Consider the following 18,890-nt stretch of genomic DNA (forward strand, 5'->3'; position numbering starts at 1 on the left):
TCAGCCGTTCGCGGCGTGCCCCAGGAACGCGGTCCAGGCGGCGGGGGCGACGGCGAAGGTGGGGCCGTCGGTGACCTTGGAGTCGCGGACGTGGACGGTGTGGGGGCAGGTGGCCACCTCTACGCAGGCCGCGCCTTCGTTGCTGCTGTAGCTGGACTTGTGCCAGCCGTAGGCGACTTCGATGCAGGCCTCGCCCTCGTTGTTGCTGTAGCTGGACTTGAACCAGGTCAGTCCGGGGGCTTCGTGGCTCACAGTTGTCTCACCTTCGTCTCGATGATCTCTGCGGACTTCCAGGGGTTCAGCGCCTGGGCCCGCAGGATGCCGAAGAGGTCGAACATGTCGCCCACCTGCTCCGGCTTCGAAAGCAACTTACCTCCGCCCTGCCCCTCAGCGAACAGCAATGCGCGGCCCTCCACCGTGGACATCAGCTGCATCGGCCCGTTCAACCCCGCATGCGTGTGCTGAGCCGATGGCATCACCTGCACCGTCAGGTGGTTGTGCCGCTCAACGCAGTCGAGTACGTGCCGCAGTTGCTCCTTAAGCACCTCGGGCCCGCCGAGCGTCCGGTCCAGGACCGACTCCTCGATGACGTACCCGATGCGCGGCGGCGGCGTGCGCGACAACACCGTCTGCCGTTCCAGCCTCGCTCCGACGTGCCGGGCGATCTCGTCCTCCGTGTACGCCGGTACGCGTGACCGGTACAGCGCGTTCACGTACCCCTCCGTCTGGAGCAGGCCCGGGATCAGCATCGTCTCGTACGCGCTGATGACCCGCGCGTTCCGCTCCAGTTTCGCCCAGTCCAGGAACTTCGGCGGGTACTTCTCCTCGTCCACCAGCTCGCAGCACGCCTTCAGCGCCCCGCCCGCCCCGAACACCCGGTCCGCGTCGATCAGCAGGTCGCGCGAAGGAATGCGCTCCGCCCGCTCGACCGCGCCCATCAGCGACTCCGAGATCAGCAGCTGCTCCGCCGCCTCCTTCTGCGTGAGCCCCGCCCGCACCCGGTGGATGCGGATCAGCTCCCCCACCAGCCGCCGCCCGCGCGTCGTCTCGCCACTCGTCCCCACAGCCCTCACCACCCTCCCCACATCGGCCCGATGTGGATCGCGTCCTCCTGGTCACGCTACGCAGTCGACGGAATGCTCATAGCCATGACGCAGAAGAAGCACCCCGAATGGGTACCCGTCTCGGGGCTCCAACTCCACCTGACCGGGATCCACTTCGACGCGATCCGGTTGCGCGGCGTACGGGGTGAGGCGGTGCTGCACCATCTCGCGACGCTCACCGACGGCGATCCGGGGCCCGTCGTGCGGGAGATCGCGGGGGCGCGGTGGACGTACTTCCTGCTGGCGCCCGGCGCGAGCCGGGACTTCGACTGGCCGCCCGGCGCGAAGTGCTTCGGCCCGGCGGCCCGCGACCAGTACGTGGGGATTCCGGCCGCCCACGGCAACACGTACCCGCTCAGCTGGCGCTGCGGGCCGCCGGACGCCGGGGACTTCGTGGACGCGGAGCTGCTGCACGGAGTGGTGAGCGCGCAACTCGCGGCCGGGGAGTAGTGGCCGCTGGGCCGGGCTCAGAGAAGTGGTGGGCGGCCCAGTCGGGTCATGCGCCACACCGTTCGCCACTTCATCGCCTTGCGCGGACTGCATGGTGTGCGTACACCTTCGGCGAAGCCGCCCCACCACGCCTTGGCTCCGTCCACGGACCGGACACGCGACATGGTGAGCAGGATCCATACTCCGAGGTACACCGGGATCAGTGGCAACGGCAGCCGGCGGCGTGCCAGCCACACGCGGTTCCGGGCCGTGAACCGGTAGTAGACCGCGTGCCGGGCCGGAGACGTCCTCGGGTGCTGCAGAACGAGCTCGGGCTCGTACAGAATCTTCCAGTCCGCATCGAGCGCACGCCATGCCAGGTCGGACTCCTCATGCCCGAAGAAGAACTCCGAGGCCCACAGTCCGGTCTCCCGCAGCATCGGCATGGAGAAGGCGTGTCCGCCGCCGAGGAACGCGGTCACCAGGCCGCGCCGCATCGGGTCGTCGGCTCGCAGTCGGGGGACCCAGCGCCGCTCCGTGTGCCCGTGCTCATCAGCGACCCGGAACCCGACGATTCCGAGGCGCGGGTCCGACGCGAAAAGGTGCTGGATCCTCCCGAACACGTCCGCCTCGATGAGCAGGCCGTCGTCGTCCAGTTCGATGACGACATCCACTTCGCCGGAGTCGCGCAGAATCTCCAGACCGACGTTGCGTCCTCCCGGGCAACCGAGGTTCTCGTCAAGCGGGACCTTGGTCACGTTCGCCGTGACGTCCACATCCGCGAGGGGCGTGGCGTTGCCGATCAGCATCACCCTCGCCGCAGGCGCATCCTGCCGCTCCACCGAAGCGAGCAGAGCCGCCAGTTCCTGCGGACGGGTCCCCATGGTCACGATGACGACTCCGATACGTGGCAAGGGCATGGCGGCAAACTCCAGGGGTCGGTGGAGCCCCGAGGCTAGTACTTTGACCCGGGGAGGTTCGCCGGGCCGGCGCAGCCCGGCACCAGGTAGCGGGGGGGCAACACCATGGCGGAGGACCAGCTGATCGAGGCAGTGCGCGCCGGTCGCGCGCACCTCGTGCGTGACGTGCTGCGGGCGGGAGTCGAGCCGGAGACGACGGACGCCGACGGCGTGTCCATGCTGTGCCTCGCCGTCGACGCGTTCGACGGGTACGTGGCGGAGGTGCTGCTGGAAGCCGGAGTCGATCCGCTCCGGCCGCTGCCCGACGGGAGCACACCGCTGCTGAGGGCCGTGGCCTCCGGCCATGCCGGCGTGACCGTCGCCCTGCTCAGGCATGGTGAGGACCGGCTCACGGAAGAGCAGCGGGCAGGACTCCTGGCCTGCGCTCGGCACTGGTACGAGACCGGCGCCGAAACCGGTCTCCGCCGCGCGACCGGTGCGACGGGTCCGGTCGAAAGCCGCCGGTTCGTCGACGATTTCGACGTCACCGAGTACCACGTGATCGCGCTGGGCGGGATGCGTGTGTGCGACGGCCATTCCGCCGTCCTCACGTGCCTGGAAGCGGAGTTCGGGTTGCGCAGGTCGTTCGACGACCTGTTCGCCCGGGCACTCGCCCGTGCCGACGGGGAACATGCCGACTGGTGGGAAGCGACCGCCGTGCTCGCCAAACGATCCGACGTGGAGGCATGGGAAGCGGCCCTGGCGCTGCGCTCCGACCCTGATCCCCTGCGTCGGCAGTTCGCTGCGGCCCTCGTGTGGTGTTTCCTCATCGTCGACCGCCCCGCCCCCTTGGGGGAATGGCCCTGGGAGCGGCGGGCCGTGGAATTTCTCCTGCCGTGGGTCACCGAGGAAACGGACCCGGCGGTGCTGGTCTCGGTACTGAGGGGGCTCAACTCCGTCGACGTCGACGACCCGAAGATCGAAGAGGTGGGGCTGACCTTCCGCACGCATCCGGACCCGAGGGTGCGCGTCCAGGTGCCGACGATGCTGGGCCGAACGCGACACGCGTACACCCACCCCGAGGCGTTGGAGGTGCTCGCCGCGCTGGCTCGCGACACCGACGCCCGCGTCCGCGCGAGCGTGTGCGAGGTTCTCTACGAGTTCGAGGGGCGCAGCCCCGCAGTCGCCGACATCCTGGCCGGATTCCTCGACGATGACGACCAGTTGGTCCGCATCAAGGCCGTCAGCGGCCTCGCCGACGCCGACGACCCCCGCTGTGTGGAGGGCGCCCGCCTGATCGGCCCGGTCGATCGGGCGGATGCGGACGACTGGCTGCTGGATGCGGCAGAGCGCTACGCGCAGCGTCATAGCGGCTGAACCGGGCGCCGCCTCCCCCGGGTAATTCAGCCGATCCGAACGCTCGCGCCCGGGGCCAACCGGTGGTAGCGGGCGGGGACCCCGGGGCCGCTCCCGCCGAGGAAGCCCCCGACCATCGCGGTGCCGATGTCGTTGAGGGCGCCGTCGTGCACGGCGTAGGCGTCGTGGGGAGCGACCTCGCGCACGTAGTCGATCAGGTCGCCGACGGTGGACCAGGGAGCGTGCACGGGCAGCAGCAGCGTGCCGACCGGGGCGTCGGGGACGGTCAGGGCGTCACCGGGGTGGAAGAGGGTTTCGTCCACCAGGAACCCGATGTTGGGGATGCGGGGAATGTCCGGGTGGATGACCGCGTGCCAGGCTCCGTGCACCCGGATACCGAAGCCCGCCGCGTCGAAGGCGTCCCCCTCCCCGGTGACGGCGACCTGCGCGCCGAGGCCGTCCAGTCGCTTCGCGACAGCGGAGTTGGCCCAGATGCGCAGGCCCGCATGCGCTGCGGCCGCCCGGCGCAGCACCTCCTCCGAGAAGTGGTCGAAGTGCTCGTGCGTCACGAGCACGGCGTCGGCGCCTTCCAGCGCCCCGGGGTCGGTCAGACCGCCCGGGTCGATGACCAGGCGGCGTCCGCCCTTCTCCAGCCGCACACACGCATGACCGAACTTGGTGAGCTCCATGACCGGGATACCGTCCTTCTTCACTGAACCTGTTTGTACAACCTAACTGTACAACTAGAGCTCACAGCTGTGCCTAAGATGGCCCTATGAAGGAAGACGCGCTGGCCGAAGAGCTGCGGCGGTCAATCGGTGAGCTGGTCCGGGCGGTACGCGCCGTGGACACCATGCCCCCCGGCGAGGCCGCCATTCTCGGATTCATCGATCGCGGCAGCCCCCTGACCACGGCCGACCTCGCCCGCCTGCGCGGCGTCACGCACCAGTCGGCCGCCAAGACGGTCAAGGACCTCACCGCCGCCGGCCTGGTCCACAGCGAACAGCACCCCGCCGACGGCCGCAAGCTCCTGCTGTACCTCACCGACGCGGGCCGCTCCCGCCTCAAGCGGGAACGCGACCTGCGCGCCCGCGTCCTCGGCGCCGCCATCCGCGAGACCTTCGACCCCGAGGAACGACGGCGACTGAGCGAGTCCGTCGCCCTGCTGTCCCGCCTGACGGGCCGCCTCAAAGCCTAAGTGCGCTTGAAGTACTCGATCTCCCCGAGGGCGATCGACCGCCCGGCTCCCTGCCCCGCCGCCTCCCGCACGACGAGCCGGACGGAGACGACATCGCTGATGCCCATCCGTATCGACTGCGGGCCGGGCTTGTCGGTGAGGGTCATCGACTTCTCGTGGACCTTCTTGTCCTCCGTCGTGATGAAGAGGTCGGCCTTGGTCGGCCTCCCATTCCGCTGGAACGCCTCGGGCTCCTTCGACACCCCGGTGTGCACCGTGACGCCGACCAGCCGGAACGGCTTGTCGAACTCGGCGGTCAGCGAGGCTCCGAGCTCCGGGGCGCCCCAGTAGCTGTTCGTCACCCCGTCCGTGGCCAGCTTCGCGGCATGGCCGGGGACGGAACCGCTCGCCGAGACGTCTGCGGGGCTGATCTCCCCTGTTCCGCCGAGCTTGTCCCGTACGTCCTCGACGACATAGCGCCCGGCCGGTACGAGCATGAAGCCCGCGACCAGGAGCCCGGCGATCAGCAGGGCCAGCACGCTCCCCCGCAGCAGCCGCCCCGACCCTGCCCGCACCTTGCGGTCGAACGGCCACCTGGTGCGCCACCAGGGCAGTGCCTCAGCCTGCTCACCCGGATTCAGCGGGGCCGCGCAGCGTCGGCAGAACTTGCGGCCCGGCCGGTTGGAGGCCCCGCACTTCGGACAGGGCGTGCCGTCCGGCTCGTCGACCGCCGCGATCGGCCTGACGACGGGGCGTGCGGCGATCGGCACACCGGGCTGCACGGCTCCCACGGGCTCGTCCACCACGGGCTCGCGCACCACCGGCGGTTGCGGCCGCACGGGAGCCGGCGGCGCCGGCCGTACGGCGGTGGGCTCGGACCGTCGTACGGGGGTGGGTTCGGACCGTCGTACGGGGCTGGGCTCCGGCTCCGGCGCGGGCTCGGGCGCCGGGGGGCGCGGCGGGTCCTCCGCGACCGGTGCCGGAGCGGGGCGTGGAGCCGGGGCCGGAGCCGGGGGCGCTGGCGCAGGCTGTGAGGGCGCAGGCGCAGCCGAGGGCTCGGGCGTGGGCTCCGGCGCGGGCTCCGGCGTGGGCGGGGCTATCGGTTCCGGGGTCGGGGTCGGTTCCGGCACCGGATCCGTCGCCGGAGCCGGCGTCCGGGTGCGCCGCGAGGACGATCCGCCCAGGTACGTACCGCAGCTTCCGCAGAAGTCCTCGTCCTCCTCGTTGGCGGCTCCGCAGGCCGGGCACGAGCGCGTCACATCAGTCTCCTGGTTCGTCCGGTGCGCCTGGCAGGATCTCCACCCGGCAGGTGAGGTGAGCGGGGCACGAGGCCCGGACGACGCCCAGGATGCGGGCCGCGTCCACCGGTCGCCCGTCCGGTGCCCGGACCCGTACCAGCAGTTCCCCGGTCGGGGCGGGCGGGAGCTGTCCCCCCGGCTCCGACGACCAGGTGGCCCCGCCACCGTCGTGGATGACGGCCTCCACACCGAAGCAGAGCCGGAGGTGTTCCACCAGACCGCGTCGGGTTCCGCGCCACCGGTGGAGTTCGACGGCGCGGGCGACGACCGCCCGGCGCAGTTCCACCGGCCATGCGGGGTCGATGTCGGCCCCGACCCAGGACGACAGCCAGGGCAGGAAGTCGTCCGGGGTCAGCGCGGGGTCGAAGTAGGCCGGGAGGTTGTCGAGGGTGGAGAGGACGGGGGCCAGGACCGTGTCGAGGCCCGCCGTGAAGCGCTGGGCCAGGTCGTCGTCCGCGTACAGGGCGGGCAGCAGTCCACCGATGGGGTAGCGGCTGGGGAGCCCGGGGACCGAGGCCCTGGTCATCGGCGGTCACCGGCCCCGGCCGCCGTGACGACGACCTGGTGCTGGTGGGAGAAGACGAGGGCGTTCGCGGCGACGTCGATCCGGTCCGCCGCCGCTCCCCTGCGTCCCGTGAGCGGGTCGGCGGGGAACAGCCGTACCTCGTCGACGAGGCGGACTCCGGGCACGGCCTGCAGTACGGCGAAGATCTCGCCGTACTGGACGGGCCTGCCGAAGGGCCAGCCGGCGCCGTCCGCGCCGCCCCGCAGCGGGTCGATGTGGCGGAACAGCGCGTCGAGCGCCTCGGTCCGGACGCGGTCCACCTCGCCGTCGGCCGCCACGAGTTCGGCGACCACGGTGACGCCCTGGTAGGCGGGCGGTTCCACGCTCAGCCGGGTGCCGACCAGTCGCCGTTCGTCGAGCCGCCCGGCGACCGCCGCCAGCACCGAGTCCGGCGGGATCAGCTGCTCGAACCGCAGCCGGCCGCCCTCGTCGGGCACCGCGTCGGGCACCACCAGGACCCGTACCGCACCGCCCTCGCCCGCGACGGCAGGCAGACAGCGGACCCTGCGCAGCGAGCGCGCGGCCTCGCGGGCGATGACCTCGTAGTCCTCGGCCGTGACGGCCCGTTCCTGGACGCGGAGGATGTGCGGCGCGCGCACCTTGGCGTTCTCGACGCTCTCGCCGTCGACCCCGCCGCGTGCCGCCTCGCGGTTGTCGACGGAGGCGACGTACGGCACCGAGCTGCGCAGGACGCGGATGGCGCCGCGCGCCACGTTCCCGGCGGCCCCGCCGCCCGTGCGGTAGCGGGGGACCCGGAGCTGGGCGCCTTTCGGGGGCACCGCCCCGTAGACCCGCATCGTGCCGTCCGCTTCGCGCACCTCCGGCGGGAAGGCGAACTCGCCGGTGACGGCGTCGATCCGTACGTGCCGGTCGCCCGGGGACGAGGCGCCGAAGTGCTCCACCGGTGTCCAGACCTGCCAGCCCTCGGCGGCGGACACCTGGACGACGGGCGGGTCGCCGTCCATCAGGAGCGGCACTTTGGTCACGGAGAACCGCTGGCCGGCGACCCCTTCGGACGTGCCGAGCGGTACGTCGAGGACCGTCTCCGCGTGTTCGACGCCGGTGGTGCCGCCGACGGTGAACACCTCGGCCTCGCGGATCGTCGGCGACTCCGAGTAGAAGGGCTGCCCCGGTTCGGGTGCGGTGACCCGGCAGCGCAGCCAGCCGGCCCGGACCCCGGCCGTCACCGAGGCCGTGTGTCCGGCGGGCACGAACACGGTGATCTCGCCGGGCTTGTTGAGCCCTCCGGTGCTGTCGGTCCCCGTCAGGCAGGGCACCCAGCGGGCGCCGTCCCACGCCTCCCACACCAGCGGCGGCTGCCGGGGGTCGACGCCGACGCCCTCCACGCGGCTGTCGAGGCGTACGGCGACGATGCACCGGGGTACGGCGGTGGGCAGCCCGAACAGCAGGGCGTCGCCCGGCTCCGGCCGGGGCTGGAAGCAGGGGATGTCCTTGCCCGCGCCGAGCGGCGCGGTGCGGTCCGTCTGGTCGCCGGACATGGGGGCGGTGACCAGTCTGACCAGGGAACTCGGCACGATCGCCAGGTCCTCGGCGGTCGAGAAGACGACCGCCTCCTCCGTCTCACCCCGTGCGGTGGCGACCTCCGTGCCGGCCGGGAGCCGCACGGTGTCCGGCTGCGGGGCGGACAGCCAGAAGTCGACGTCGGCGCGGGCGACCGTCGGCGGGAACAGCCGCACGCCGAGCAGGTCGAGGAAGGCGGAGTAGTTCCGGTCGGGCACCCGGTTCAGCCGGTACAGCAGCTGGTCGACCATGTACGCGAACGTCTCGATGAGCGTGACCCCGGGGTCCGACACGTTGTGGTCGGTCCACTCGGGGGAGCGCTGCTGGACGTACCGCTTGGCCTCGTCGACGAGTTGCTGGAAGCGGCGGTCGTCCAGGTTGGGGGACGGCAGGGACATCAGGCCGCCCCCGCTTCTTCGGAACTCGCCCCGGAATGGACGGTGTTCCCGGAATTCCCGGAGGACGGGATCGTGTAGAAGGGGAAGACGAGGTTGCGCAGGTCGTTGGTGGACCGCACGGTGTAGTGCACGTCGATGTAGAGCGTGCCCTCGTCGACGGTGTCGAAGGCGACCACCACGTCCCTCACCTCGATGCGTGGTTCCCAGCGTTCCAGTGACGTACGCACCTCGTGCGCGATGCGGCCGGCGGTGGCGCCGTCGCCGGGAGCGAAGACGTAGTCATGGATGCCGCAGCCGAACTCGGGCCGCATCGGCCGCTCCCCCGGCGCGGTGCCGAGGACCAGGCCGATGGCCTCCTCGATCTCCTGGTCCCGTTCGACCATCCCGATGCCGCCCGTGGCGCCGACGCGCAGCGGGAAGCCCCAGCCGCGTCCGATGAATCCGCTGCCGCTCATATCGGGCCTCCGATCAGGACGTTCGGCGCACCCATGATGATCTTGGCGCCGCAGCTGGTGGTGTCCCCCATGCGGGCGGCCGGCAGCCCGCCGATCAGGACCATGCCGCCGACCGCCGCGGCCGGGTTCGGCATGACGACGTTGCCCGGTCCGAGCAGGGCGTGCGGGGGCATGGCACACACGTGCAGGCTGCCGGTGACCGCGGCCGGCTTGCCGCCGATCAGCACGGTGACGACGGCCACCGCACCCGGTGGCGGGGTGCCGATGACGCCTCCGTGGACGGTGGGATCGCCTGTGCGGGCTGCGGGGGGCATGGCTGCTGTTCTCCTTGCTGAGCCGGGGAGTTGGTACGGGGGGCGACGCGGGTGTCAGTTGATCCGGATGAGCCTGGCCTTGAGGACGGCGAGCAGTCCGCCGTCGACGGTGACGCCGGTCTTGCCGTTGATGGTCACCGAGGCCCCCTTCACCTCCACGTTCCCCGTACCGGCGTCGAGCGTGATCCCCGACCGGCCGAGGGAGAGGGAGCTCAGCACCCGGGAGGTGCCGCGGGCGAACACCTTCAGCGCGATCTCGCCCCTCCGCTCGTCCAGGGTGACCTCCAGCTGCTTGTCGCCGGTGGCCAGGCGTACGCCGGACGGGCCGCGCGGGGCGTCGAGCAGTTCGATCCGGTTGCCCGAACGGGAAACGAGGGAACGGCGGTTGACCTTGCCGCTGGTCGGGTCGACCAGCGGAACGTCGTGGGGTGACGGCTTGTCGACGCCGTTGTAGAGGCCGCCCAGCACGTAGGGGCTGTCCAGCAGGCCCTGCTCGAAGCCGACCAGCACCTCGTCGTTGACCTCGGGGCTGAACACCCCGCCACCGCCCTGCCCGCCCCACTGCACCGTACGGACCCAGTCGGAGACGTACGTGTCGTCGAGCCAGGGGAACTTCAGCCGGACCGAACCGCGTTCGCCCTTGCCCTTGCCTTCGCGGATGTCGGTGACCACGCCGATCGCGAGGCCCGGGATGCGAGGGCCGTGCGGGGCCGTGCCGCCGCCGGTGAGCCCGGAGAGCGAACGGTCGGGGGAGGTACTGACCAGCACGGTCGTGCGGTAGCCGCCGTGCGGGTCGAGGACGTGGTGGACCGCCGTCGCCGTGTAGCGGCCGGCGAACGCGGGTCCGACGTTGCCCAGGGCGACCGGTTCGCCGGCCCGGAGCCGGGGGTTGCCCTCGGCGACCGCCTCGATCTCCCCGAAGCCGGAGCTGACCTGCGCGGCCACCGCTCCGGCGACCGCTCCGGCCTCGGCCTGGGTCCGGTACGGGGTGTCGGCAACCGTCATCCGGGCGTTCGGCCCGAACGCCCCGGCCGCGGCGGACGGGCTCATCCCGGGGACCACCGTGGTGGAGCGGACGGACTGCTCGCGTGCCACCAGCCGGGTCTTGGTCTCCACGTTCCAGCCCCGCACCTCGACGCTGTCCGCCCCGTCCGCGCCGGTCAGCACGGCCCGCAGGGCCAGCAGGTTGCGCCCGTACTCCAGCACCATCGGGTTCCGGGTGGCGGAGGTGGCGGGGGAAGGCGCAGAGGCGGCGGGCTTCGGCTTCACGAACTGCAGCAGGCCCTTCTCGTCCACCCGCACGTGCGCGCCGCTCTCGCCCGCGAGGTACTGGAGGAAGTCCCAGTCCGAGATGTTGGGCTGGGTGAGCTGCTTGTACATGACGGGAGCCGCCTCCACCTTCCCGCAGGTGAGGCCGGCCCCGGCGGCGACCTTGCGGACGATGTCGGCGGCCTTCATGTTGCGGAAGGCCACCACCTTCCGTCCGCGCTGCAGCCGGTGGGCCTTGGAGAAGGCCCGGACCACGGTGAAGGAGCCGGTGGTGTCGCTGTCGAGTTCGAGCGCGGTGACCTCACCGGTGAACAGCCGCTCCTTCGCCTGCTCCTGGACGGTGACCACGGAGATCTTCAGCGGGGTGCCGATGGTGATCCCGGTCGCGCTGAGCAGCGTGTGGTACGGATCCCGGTAGGTCAGTACGGCGGTGTCCGGCAGGCCGACGTTCTCGTCGACCGCGCAGCTCACCAGCTGGGAGGCCCAGGCCTGGGGAAGTTCGGCGGGGGCCTCGACGATCGGGTCGGCGGCGAACGAACGGGCGGGCGCGGTCACCGGGCGACCTCCGAGGCGTGGTCTTCCAGTCCGGGTACGAGGAGTTCCGTGCCCGGGGCCAGTTGCATGGGGTCGTCGATGTCGTTGGCCTCGGCGATCGTGCGCCAGGCGGTGGCGTCACCGTATTCGCGCCACGCGAGCAGCGGCAGGCTGTCCCCGGCGACGACCCGGTGCGTACGGCGTGCTTCCTTCGATCCGGACGTGGGGTTCTGGCCGGCCGGGTCGACGCTCGCCTCCTCGATCGAGAGGGAGCAGGTGGCGCGCAGCGGCTTCCCGTCGACGTCGAACAGCGTGTACGAGACGGAGAGGCTGGAGAGCACCCCGTCGAACGACGTCGTCTTCGACGTCCCCCAGTCGAAGCGCACCCAGGGGCTCGACGGCTTCTTGCGCCCCAGGCTGCTCGGGGTGGGCACGCAGGCCGTCATGAGCTGCTCCACGGCCTTCTCCACCGAGTTGTCGTGGGTGGCGGTGGCGTCGAGGAAGACGTCGAGGGACAGCGAGCGGGGCCCGCTGCCGACGAACTCCGGCAGCGCGGACTCCCCTGCCGTCCGGGAGGGGGTACGCCGCCACTCGGTGTTCTTGGCCAGGGAGAGCGTCGCCGGGTTGAACTGCAAGGTGAGCCGGGCGAGGGTGCCGCCCGGCTTGGCGCCCACGTCGGCCGGCGGTTCCATGATGGTCAACTGGGCACGGGCACGGCTCGTGCGGGCCGTCGCTGCCATGGTGTCCCTCCTTCCTGCGCGGCGTCTCTGTCATCGGCGTCATCGGCTCGGGTGAACAGGCGTCCCATCAGGACGGCACCAGGCCTTCGTGCGCGATCTCCAGGGTCTCGATCGCCGCCTCGGAGCTGGACGGGTCGAAGGAGGGCCCCTGCCAGCGGACCGGCACGATGCCCTGGATCTGCCAGCTGATGATCCGGCTGAGGTCGGGGCGGAGTGCGACGATCTCGCCGTCCTTGCGCTCCACCCGCTGCGTCGTCTCGTTCAGCCAGCGCGCGATCTTCAGGGTGTCGGCGGTGACGGGGCGGGTCAGCGTGATGTTGGTCCAGGTGATCCGCCCGGGCAGCTGCCACGTGAAGCCGTTGTTGCCGCCCTCGGCGTACTGCTCCAGCTCCACCTCGGCACCCAGCCCCGAGCAGGTGTGGAACTGACCCAAGTCGCTTCCGCCGATGGCGAGTTTGAAGAACACACTCGTCGCGAAGATGTTGTCGGTCATGTGCTTCTCTTCTTCTCTGCTGTCCGTGGGTGGCGGGGCGGGCTGGGTGGCGGGTTTGCCTCAGCGGCGGCCGTCGTACGGCCGTCCGGAGCGTTCCCGTCCTCTGCGCAGGTCCGCCCGGATCAGCCTGCTGACCGGGTCGAGCAGCCTGCGGGCGAGCTCCTCGATGTCCAGGCCGGTGACCTCGTTGGTCCGCGGAGCACCGGTGGCCTCCGCTGCGGTGGAGGTGGCGGCCGGGGCGGACTTGGCCGACTTGCCGGGCTTCGGCTGGACCACGCGAACGGGGACCCCGGAGAGCCCCGCCTCGCCCACGGCCCGCTGGAGCGCCTGAGCCCGGGAGCCCGGAGCGCGGTTGCCGGGGGCCTGGCTACGGGGTGCGGGGTTCCGGGACGCGGGACTTGCCGGGCCACCGCCTTGATGGGCTCCGCCGGGGAGGCCCGGTGCGGGGCGTGACGCGCGCACGGTGAGGGGCTGCGGTACGCCGGACGGCGCGCCCGTCTCCGGCGCCGGTCCGGTGGCGGGTGTGCCGGTCTCGGGGACCACCGGCATCGAGAAGCGCTGCACGGACACGGCGGCGCCCCCGGGCCGGGGGGACCCGGGCGGATGCGGGCGCACCACCGGTACGCGCGGGGCGGACGCGGACGCGGTGGACTCCGGTGCGGGGGAAGACGGTTGGGGGGACGGCGGTTGGGATGCGCGGGCGGTGTGAGTTCTGGGGGCCGTGGGGGCCGTGGGGGCCGTGGGGGCCTTGGAGGCCTTTGAGGGCCCTGACCGCTCGTTCCCGGAGGGGAGCGGTACGGAAGAGGGAGTGGCGCCGCGCGCCGAACGCTGAACCAGCCGTGCGAGGGAGCGGGCGGAGGACCTGCGCGGCGTCTGTGCCCGGGTCGCCTGGGGCGGTGCGCCGGTCTGCGGGAGGCCGGCCGAGGGCGGACCGGCCGGAGCAGCGCCCGGCACGGACCGCTGGACGGTGGCGCCGCGCGCCCGCCGCTGCGGTTCTGCTGCTTCCGGTCGCGCGTCCTGTCCCGAGTCCCGTCCTGCCTGCGCAGTGACGCCCGGGGCCCGGTGCGCCGGAGTGGGTGCGGCGGGGCGGGCGGCCCGCTGGACGACGGGGCGGTGGGCCGGGGTGCTCCGGGTGGTGCCGCCCGGCGGCCCGTCGGATTCCGGCGGCCGGACGTCGCGCCGCCAGGTCGCCGCCACCACGGGCCGTGCGGGGGAGGCCGATACCGGCCCCGAGAAGCCCTCGGCCGCGCCGGTACGTACGGTCAGCGTCCGTCCCGCGAGCAGGCCACGCGATCGCTGGACCGTCATCGGCGCAGGACCGGTCGCCGTTCCTCCCGTGACCGGCGCAGTCGTCCGGCCGTTCAGCCCGCGGGGGGCGATCCGTCGGACGCGTACCGGGGCGGGCGGGGTGGCCGGGGCAGTCGCGCCGGATGGAGCGACAACCGTCCTCGCGGACGGGCGGGTGGTGTCCGCGGCGCGTTGGACCGATGCCGGCTGCGGGGAGGCGGACGCGGGCGCGGCACCGGAGTGGCCGGCCGCCGGCGAGCGCAGCGGCATGCCGGAAGGCGCGGACGGGGAGGCCGGAGAGACCGGGGCGGGCGCGGACGTCGACGGCTGCCCCACCGACGGGCCGCCCGGCAGCGGGCCCGTGGTTCCGGGACGCGCTCGACGGGGGTCACCGTTGCCCAGCAACGGGGCGTCGTGCGCGGTGCCCGCAGTCGGCGGGAGCGAGGAAAGGGGCGCGCCGAGCCCACCCCGGGTACGGGCCTGCGAACCCGGGCCGCTGGGGCCGGGGGCAGGGGGCCGGGGCGCGGAAGGCGCAGGCGCGGGCGCGGATGAGGGCGCAGACGCGGATGAGGGCGCGGAAGAGGGCGCAGACGCCGATGAGGGCGCGGGCGCGGGCTGGACGGGCGTCGGGGCCGTCGCGGGGGCCGAACCCCGGCGCTCCACCGGCTGCTGCCCCTGCCCCGCCTGCCGGCCCGGCCGCTGGCCCGCCTGCTGCCCCTTCGCGTGACGTTCCGACGGCTGTCGGCCCTCCGGCCGTCCCACCGGACCCTGTCCCACCGGGCCCTGTCCCACCGGGCCCTGTTCCGTCTGTCGCTGGACCACGGGCAGCGCCGGTCCCTGCGGCACGGCCGAGTTCGCGGGCGTGCCACCATCCCGGCCGGGCGCGACGAAGGGAGCCGCACCGGGAGGCAGTTGCCGCAGGGGCCTGCCCAGGGCGGGGCGTACAGGAGGCGCGGCAGGCGGGCTCGCGGGGCGCTCCACCGCACCGGTGGGCCGGCGCTCCCCGGGCTCCATGCGACCGGCGTCAGCCCGGCCCGATTCCGGCCGACCTGAGTCCGCCCGCCCGGAACCGCTCTGCCGGCCATCTCGCGTGGCCGGTACAGCGGTTGCCGCCGGCGTGACGGCAGCGAGGTTCCGCAGGGGCGTCACCGGCCGCCGGGCAACGATCAAAGGCGGCGCGATGCGCTGAGGGCGGACCGGTGCGGGCCGCGTCCGTGGTGCCGCAGCCGTGGCCGGCCCGTCGTCCGCGGACGGCCGGGGGCCGGCTGCGGGTGCGACGCCCGGACCGGGCCGGGCGGGCGCGGCGTCGGGGCCGGACCGTCGGGCCACGGGCCCCGTCCCGGCGGCGCTCCGGGGCTGCGTGCTGCCGCCCGACCGCTGGAGGGTGGTGGCAGGGGTCTGCTTCCCGGCGGGCGTACGGCCCGGGGCGCCGGACGACGACGGCTGTGCCGGCCCCGGCTCCTCCTGCCCCTGTCCCCCGGCTGCGCGCAGGAGAAGGGGTGTTCCGGAGGCGGCCGCGGGACGGGCGACTCCCGGCCGCGCCACGCCGTGGATGAGGCCCACGGGTGCGGACGGCAGGACAGCGTGGCCGAGCTCGCCTCCGTACGCGACGTTCTGCCACGAGGCGAGCCGGGACCTGAAGCGCAGTCCGTCGCTCACCCCGATCGAGGACCGGGCGACGGTCACGGCGGGTGGCGCGACCCGCCGCCAGCCGCCGTCCCAGTCCGCGTCCGGGCGCGCGGGAGGCGCGGTCTCCGGCTCGGCCGCAGGTCCCGTACCGCCTCCGGTTCCGTCCTCCGCAGACCCCGGAACGGGCGTGCCGGCGGCCTGCCTCCGGCTTCCCCTGCCGAACCAGTCCCTGAACTCCACGCCCTCACCCGCTCTCGTTGACGCGGGTGTTGATCCGCGCTATCTCCCTCACCCACTCCTGCCGCTCACCATGGGTGAGGTCGAGGATGTCCTCACGCTGCCAGTGGAAGTGGTAGGCGATGTACGCGAGCTCCTCCCGCAGCCGGGAAGGCGCGTACGTCACTATTCCCCCAGGCGTTCACCCGAGAGGTCCACCTCGAACGACCCGTGGCACAGCGGGCATGTCACCGCGGCGTGGGTGTGGCCCTCGCTGTTGATGCGGCGGTAGAAGTCCTGGAGGAACGCCACATCGGTGGCGTACATCCGCTCGACGACCCCGGCGTGCACGTCGGTGATGGTGCCGAGCCGGGTGATCACCTGGCTGAGCAGCACCACGCTCAGGTACGCGGGGTTCTCCTTGACCCGCAGGTCGATCTGCGGGCGCAGTTCGTCCCGCGCCGTGGCGAGCCGCATGGACCCGCTCCGGTGGACCTGGCCCTCGTCGTCGACGTATCCGCGCGGGAGGTCGAACTCGAACTCCGTACGCAGGTCCTGACGGTCGCGCTCGCGGGCGGGAGGAGGCGTCGGGGCCTCCTCCCGCGGGGCGGGCGCGGCGGCGGCGAGGGTGTCGAGGACCTCGTCGAGGCCGCCGCCGGAAACGGTCCTGCGCCTCATTCGACCACGATCTCCTCAAAGGTGATGGTGACCGTCTCCGTCGCCGCGCTGGACTCGCCGGCCTTCAGCGAGGGGCCCTCCCACTTGCTGGCCCAGCCCTGCATCAGCTGGATGCGGCGGACGGTCTCACCCTTCGAGTCCTTGATCTCGATGGTGAGGTTCTGGCGTGCGGTGTCGACGGCGCCGTTGTTCAGCGTCTCCTTGATCCATTTGGTGAACTCGCTGCTCTTGTCGAGCCCGCGGGTGATCGTCACCTCGCCGGCCTGGCGCGCGCCGGGCTGCTTGCGGATGATCTGCTTGCCCTCGGCGGTCACCTGGCGGACCTCGACGACTTCTTCCTCGACGGTCAGACCGCTGATCTCCTGGATCGACTCCACGAGGTAGCCGCCGAGCTGCACGCCGAAGACGTGGGTGGAAAGAGCATCGCCCTCTGCCATGACTACGTGTCACCTGTTCCGTTCGTTTGCCTGCTGGGACGCTCCTCGACGAGGAAAGGTCACTCGTCGACGAGGCTGGTGCTGTCGGAGAACTGCGAGAGGCGGAAGATGACGAACTCCGCGGGCTTCACCGGGGAGACGCCGATCTCGCACACGACCTGGCCGAGGTCGATGGACTCCGGCGGGTTGTTGTCGCGGTCGCACTTGACGTAGAAGGCCTCTTCCGCCGTCCGCCCGAAGAGTGCGCCCCGGCGCCATTCCTCGGTGAGGAAGGCGGTGACGTTGCGCCGGATGCTCGACCAGAGGCGGTCGTCGTTCGGCTCGAAGACCACCCACTGGGTGCCCAGGAGGATGGACTCCTCCAGGTAGTTGAAGAGGCGGCGCACGTTGAGGTAGCGCCAGGCCGGGTCGGAGGAGAGGGTCCGTGCGCCCCAGATGCGGATGCCGCGGCCGGGGAAGGCGCGGACGCAGTTGACGCCGATCGGGTTGAGCAGGTCCTGCTCGCCGCGGCTCAGACGGAGTTCCAGGTCCAGCGCGCCGCGGATGACCTCGTTGGCGGGCGCCTTGTGTACCCCGCGCTCGCCGTCGCTGCGCGCCCAGACACCGGCGACGTGGCCGCTCGGCGGGATCAGGGTCTGCTGGCCGGTGGCCGGGTCGAGGACCTTGAGCCAGGGGTAGTACACGGTCGCGTAGCGCGAGTCGTATCCGGCGTCGTCGTTGCGCCAGGTGCGCACGCGCTGGGCGTTCATCCCCGGCGGGGTGTCCAGGACGGCGACCCGGTCGCCCATCTGCTCGCAGTGCGCGATGACGGCCAGCTGTACGGCCCTGACGCCCTCGTCGTCGATGTCGCCGCGGCGGTGGGAGCTCATCAGGTCCGGGACGGCGACCATGGTGATCTCGTCGATCGCCTCAAGGGCCGCGATGCCCGTACGGGCCGACGCGTCGCCCACGTACTCGGCCGGGCCGGTCCGGGCCGTGGTACCGGCGCCCGGGGCGGCGGGCGAGAGGGTGAGGCTCTGCTTCTCGGGGCGGGTCTGCGCCGCACCGGGCTGCTCGGTGACCTCGATGAGCTTGGACTGGCGGGCCTGGGTGACCAGGTAGCCCTTGACGTTCTTGCGTACGGAGGTGTCGTACGTCTCCGCCACCTTGCCGCCCTGGCGCACCAGCAGCCGGAAGCGGTCCTCCGGAGGGTTCTCGCCCTCGGCGTCGGCGACCTCGATGGAGAGGCCGTCACCGGCGCCCGGACGGGCGGAGACGAGGAAGCCGCCGATGGCGACGGGCGGGGCCGCCGCGGGCGCGGAGCCCTGCGGTGCGTCCTCGGACGGGCCGCCGATGCGCACGATGTAGGCCGCGCCGCCACCGTTGCTGAAGTAGCCGTGGACGGCGAGCGTCAGGTACGTGTCGGGGGTGAAGGTGCCGAAGGCCGATACGTACTGGTCCCAGCTCGTCACCAGCGTCGGCCGGTGGAAGGGGCCGGTCTCAGCGAACCCGACGAAGGCTGCGACCGCGGTGCCGACTCCCTCGATGGGCCGTGCTCCGGACTGCACCTCCTCCACGTATACACCTGGGGTGAGGTACGACGGCATGCTCGCTCCTTCGGGTGGTCAGTCGTTCGCGTGTTCAGTCTTGCCCGGGCACGTATGCGGGCAGTAGGTCTCAGAGTCCTGGCCATGGGGCAGGGTGGCTGCCTTCCCGGGCACCCCGGGCGCCCGGCGGGGCATCCCGGTTCCCCGCAACCGCCTGCCGGCACCCCCGGCAACCGTCCGATCGCCGCGGGAGAGGGATTAGTTTCAGCCAGAAATTACCCGGGGCGCATGGCTCGAACAAGCCGCATATCCACGACCTGCGGAGGACCGAAATCTTTCGAGCCGCTCCGGTGAGCGAGGCATTCGCGGTCCGAGCGGACCCAGCCGGCGACGAGAGACCGGGAATCACCCGCGAAATACCGGGAATCACCGAGTAGATGCGCTCCGGCGATTTTGTTCCCGGTCCAGAACGGTGTGCGAAGAGACACACCCCGACGGGCGGACGGGGCGAAGTCCCGGTCGACAGGAGCACCGTTCGTTCACTCTCCCGCAACGGACGGACATGT

At 72.3% G+C, this 18,890-nt stretch carries 20 protein-coding genes; 3 read left to right on the top strand and 17 right to left on the bottom strand.

Annotated features, from left to right (window positions below; genetic code table 11):
• Entirely contained in the window at positions 1–252 is a 252-nt protein-coding gene (locus ACIBJG_RS26745; protein WP_399311069.1) for a DUF397 domain-containing protein, read from the bottom strand.
• Positions 249–1,064, bottom strand: coding sequence for a Scr1 family TA system antitoxin-like transcriptional regulator (locus tag ACIBJG_RS26750; protein WP_399311071.1), 816 nt, complete (start codon positions 1,062–1,064; stop codon positions 249–251). The genes ACIBJG_RS26745 and ACIBJG_RS26750 overlap by 4 nt, the downstream gene beginning before the upstream one ends.
• Before the next feature lie 84 nt (positions 1,065–1,148).
• Here ACIBJG_RS26750 and ACIBJG_RS26755 point away from each other — a divergent pair, with 84 nt between their 5' ends.
• On the top strand, positions 1,149–1,553 hold the full coding sequence (locus tag ACIBJG_RS26755) for a hypothetical protein (RefSeq protein WP_399311074.1): 405 nt from the start codon (positions 1,149–1,151) through the stop codon (positions 1,551–1,553).
• Between the two features lie 17 nt (positions 1,554–1,570).
• Here the strand turns inward: ACIBJG_RS26755 and ACIBJG_RS26760 are convergent, their stop codons facing one another.
• The gene (locus ACIBJG_RS26760; protein ID WP_399311076.1) at positions 1,571–2,452 is read right to left on the bottom strand and encodes a glycosyltransferase family 2 protein; all 882 of its coding nucleotides are present in this window, start codon (positions 2,450–2,452) and stop codon (positions 1,571–1,573) included.
• 105 nt (positions 2,453–2,557) lie between these two features.
• On the opposite strand from ACIBJG_RS26760, the gene ACIBJG_RS26765 reads away from it, so the two are divergent.
• Entirely contained in the window at positions 2,558–3,808 is a 1,251-nt protein-coding gene (locus ACIBJG_RS26765; protein ID WP_399311079.1) for a HEAT repeat domain-containing protein, read from the top strand.
• Between the two features lie 26 nt (positions 3,809–3,834).
• Here the strand turns inward: ACIBJG_RS26765 and ACIBJG_RS26770 are convergent, their stop codons facing one another.
• A complete protein-coding gene (locus ACIBJG_RS26770; protein WP_399311183.1) occupies positions 3,835–4,476 on the bottom strand; it encodes an MBL fold metallo-hydrolase in 642 nt (213 codons plus the stop codon).
• Between the two features lie 86 nt (positions 4,477–4,562).
• On the opposite strand from ACIBJG_RS26770, the gene ACIBJG_RS26775 reads away from it, so the two are divergent.
• Positions 4,563–4,985, top strand: coding sequence for a MarR family winged helix-turn-helix transcriptional regulator (locus ACIBJG_RS26775; RefSeq protein WP_399311081.1), 423 nt, complete (start codon positions 4,563–4,565; stop codon positions 4,983–4,985).
• On the opposite strand, the gene ACIBJG_RS26780 is transcribed toward ACIBJG_RS26775, so the two are convergent.
• The 13 genes from ACIBJG_RS26780 to ACIBJG_RS26840 all read right to left on the bottom strand — a co-directional run bounded on the left by ACIBJG_RS26780 (position 4,982) and on the right by ACIBJG_RS26840 (position 18,384).
• Positions 4,982–5,770: a zinc ribbon domain-containing protein gene (locus ACIBJG_RS26780; protein WP_399311083.1), complete on the bottom strand. Its 789-nt coding sequence runs from the start codon at positions 5,768–5,770 to the stop codon at positions 4,982–4,984. The two genes, ACIBJG_RS26775 and ACIBJG_RS26780, sit on opposite strands and share 4 nt — an antisense overlap.
• 454 nt (positions 5,771–6,224) lie before the next feature.
• Positions 6,225–6,788, bottom strand: coding sequence for a phage tail protein (locus tag ACIBJG_RS26785; protein ID WP_399311086.1), 564 nt, complete (start codon positions 6,786–6,788; stop codon positions 6,225–6,227).
• On the bottom strand, positions 6,785–8,746 hold the full coding sequence (locus ACIBJG_RS26790) for a putative baseplate assembly protein (protein ID WP_399311088.1): 1,962 nt from the start codon (positions 8,744–8,746) through the stop codon (positions 6,785–6,787). Before ACIBJG_RS26790 ends, ACIBJG_RS26785 begins: the two co-directional genes overlap by 4 nt.
• Complete coding sequence (locus ACIBJG_RS26795) at positions 8,746–9,201, bottom strand: GPW/gp25 family protein (RefSeq protein WP_399311090.1); 456 nt, start codon at positions 9,199–9,201, stop codon at positions 8,746–8,748. Before ACIBJG_RS26795 ends, ACIBJG_RS26790 begins: the two co-directional genes overlap by 1 nt.
• Positions 9,198–9,515 (bottom strand): PAAR domain-containing protein, encoded by a 318-nt coding sequence (locus ACIBJG_RS26800; protein WP_399311092.1) that lies wholly within the window; start codon positions 9,513–9,515, stop codon positions 9,198–9,200. Before ACIBJG_RS26800 ends, ACIBJG_RS26795 begins: the two co-directional genes overlap by 4 nt.
• Positions 9,516–9,569: 54 nt before the next feature.
• On the bottom strand, positions 9,570–11,339 hold the full coding sequence (locus ACIBJG_RS26805; protein ID WP_399311094.1) for a VgrG-related protein: 1,770 nt from the start codon (positions 11,337–11,339) through the stop codon (positions 9,570–9,572).
• Complete coding sequence (locus ACIBJG_RS26810; RefSeq protein WP_399311096.1) at positions 11,336–12,058, bottom strand: LysM peptidoglycan-binding domain-containing protein; 723 nt, start codon at positions 12,056–12,058, stop codon at positions 11,336–11,338. Before ACIBJG_RS26810 ends, ACIBJG_RS26805 begins: the two co-directional genes overlap by 4 nt.
• 67 nt (positions 12,059–12,125) lie before the next feature.
• Positions 12,126–12,551 carry a phage tail protein gene (locus tag ACIBJG_RS26815; RefSeq protein ID WP_359078086.1) on the bottom strand — a complete coding sequence of 142 codons (426 nt, stop codon included), beginning with the start codon at positions 12,549–12,551 and terminating at the stop codon, positions 12,126–12,128.
• A gap of 60 nt (positions 12,552–12,611) precedes the next feature.
• Complete coding sequence (locus tag ACIBJG_RS26820) at positions 12,612–13,121, bottom strand: hypothetical protein (protein WP_399311098.1); 510 nt, start codon at positions 13,119–13,121, stop codon at positions 12,612–12,614.
• Between the two features lie 2,590 nt (positions 13,122–15,711).
• The gene (locus ACIBJG_RS26825) at positions 15,712–15,870 is read right to left on the bottom strand and encodes a DUF6760 family protein (protein ID WP_167535327.1); all 159 of its coding nucleotides are present in this window, start codon (positions 15,868–15,870) and stop codon (positions 15,712–15,714) included.
• Positions 15,870–16,361, bottom strand: a complete 492-nt coding sequence (locus tag ACIBJG_RS26830) for a hypothetical protein (RefSeq protein WP_399311100.1) — start codon at positions 16,359–16,361, stop codon at positions 15,870–15,872. Before ACIBJG_RS26830 ends, ACIBJG_RS26825 begins: the two co-directional genes overlap by 1 nt.
• Positions 16,358–16,798 (bottom strand): phage tail protein, encoded by a 441-nt coding sequence (locus ACIBJG_RS26835; RefSeq protein ID WP_124720830.1) that lies wholly within the window; start codon positions 16,796–16,798, stop codon positions 16,358–16,360. Before ACIBJG_RS26835 ends, ACIBJG_RS26830 begins: the two co-directional genes overlap by 4 nt.
• A gap of 59 nt (positions 16,799–16,857) precedes the next feature.
• Positions 16,858–18,384, bottom strand: a complete 1,527-nt coding sequence (locus ACIBJG_RS26840; RefSeq protein ID WP_399311102.1) for a phage tail sheath family protein — start codon at positions 18,382–18,384, stop codon at positions 16,858–16,860.
• Positions 18,385–18,890: the final 506 nt, after the last annotated feature.

Source organism: Streptomyces sp. NPDC050422 (assembly GCF_044458665.1).
In the GTDB taxonomy this organism is placed as follows: domain Bacteria; phylum Actinomycetota; class Actinomycetes; order Streptomycetales; family Streptomycetaceae; genus Streptomyces.